General features: G+C 43.0%; 1 protein-coding gene. It reads left to right on the forward strand.

Annotation, left to right across the window (positions count from 1 at the left end; translation table 11 throughout):
* Nucleotides 1–98: 98 nt before the first annotated feature.
* Nucleotides 99–1,426, forward strand: a protein-coding gene (locus AC50Y5_RS32700) for an IS3 family transposase (RefSeq protein ID WP_494865796.1) whose coding sequence is annotated in 2 segments (ribosomal slippage) — nucleotides 99–468 and nucleotides 468–1,426 — 1,329 coding nt in all. Because the reading frame shifts where the segments join, the coding sequence is not laid out codon by codon here.
* Nucleotides 1,427–1,463: the final 37 nt, after the last annotated feature.

Here is a 1,463-nt window from a genome sequence, read left to right on the forward strand (position 1 = left end):
AGTAAAATGTACCCTATAAGATGGACACTTTAAAAAGGTCATCTTGTAGGGTCTTTTTTGTGTACAATAAATAAAAAAACGAGCGGTGGTCGAAGCGGATGTCTAAAAAATGCTTTACAACTCAAGAGCAAGCTCAGCTAAGAACAAATCCCTATGTGAAAAATGTCAGTGCCAAAGCCATTACCTATACGGATGCGTTTAAAGAACGATTTATTAAAGAATACAAGCAAGGTATGCTTCCAAGTGAGATTTTTCAGGGAGCGGGCTTTGCACTAGACGTTTTGGGGGCAACCCGGATTAAGAAGGCTTCCAATCGATGGCGCACGGCTTATCAAGCACAGGGGCCTGCTGGATTAACAGACGCTAGAAAACACGCCTCAGGCCGTACTCTGAGCCGCGAATTAAGTCTAGAAGAAAAGTATGCCCGTTTGGAAGCGAAAATGAAATGGCTCGAAGCGGAAAATGAATTCTTAAAAAAGCTCGATCAACTCGAAAGGCAGATGAGAAAAAAGAAGTCCAACTAAGCACGAAGCAAAAATTCGAACTTATTCAACAGATGATGAATACCTATCCTTTCCGGCGTAAGCTGTATGTTCTCTGTGAAATCGCTGGGGTTTCACGTTCCGGCTATTATCGATTTTGTAGCGAAGATGCTCGATTACATCGTCAAAAACAGGAAGAAAACGATCAAAAGGTGAAAGCGATCCTTCTGAAAGCCTACCATTATCGGGGGAGAAAGAAGGGAGCTCGTCAAATCAAAATGACGCTGGATCATCAATACGGAATCACCTACAACCTCAAGCGAATTCGTCGTGTCATGCAAAAGTACAACATCGTTTGTCCCATTCGAAAAGCAAATCCCGCACGACGTATGGCCAAAGCGACCCACGAGCATCGAACCTGTCCCAACACCTTAAAGCGAGCCTTTAAGCAAGGGATCGCCGGCAAGGTGCTCTTAACCGACATCACGTATTTAACCTATGGAAACAACAAGCGAGCCTATCTATCGACGATTAAAGATGCCGAAACCAATGAGATTTTAGCCTATGAAGTTTCTGCTTCCATTGGTTTGGATATTGCGATCGAGACGTTGAAACAACTCAAGAAACATCGCCATCTCACCCCGGATGCGTTGATTCATTCGGATCAAGGATTTCACTATACGAACCCGAAGTTCCAAAAGCTTGTGAAGAAAATGGGGCTAAGTCAATCGATGTCGCGTAGAGGAAACTGTTGGGATAACGCCCCACAAGAATCATTTTTTGGGCATTTTAAAGATGAAACGACTATCAAAACGTGCATGACCTTGGAAGAGGTAAAGCAAGAAGTAAAAAGCTACATGATCTATTACAATCATTATCGAGGTCAATGGAACTTAAATAAGCTGCCGCCTGCACGATACAGACAGCAGCTTGAAGTGGCCTAACCTTTTTTTAATTGTCCTTTACAAGGGGTACATTTTA

The sequence above is a fragment of the Paenibacillus sp. JT22N7 genome, assembly GCF_059383875.1.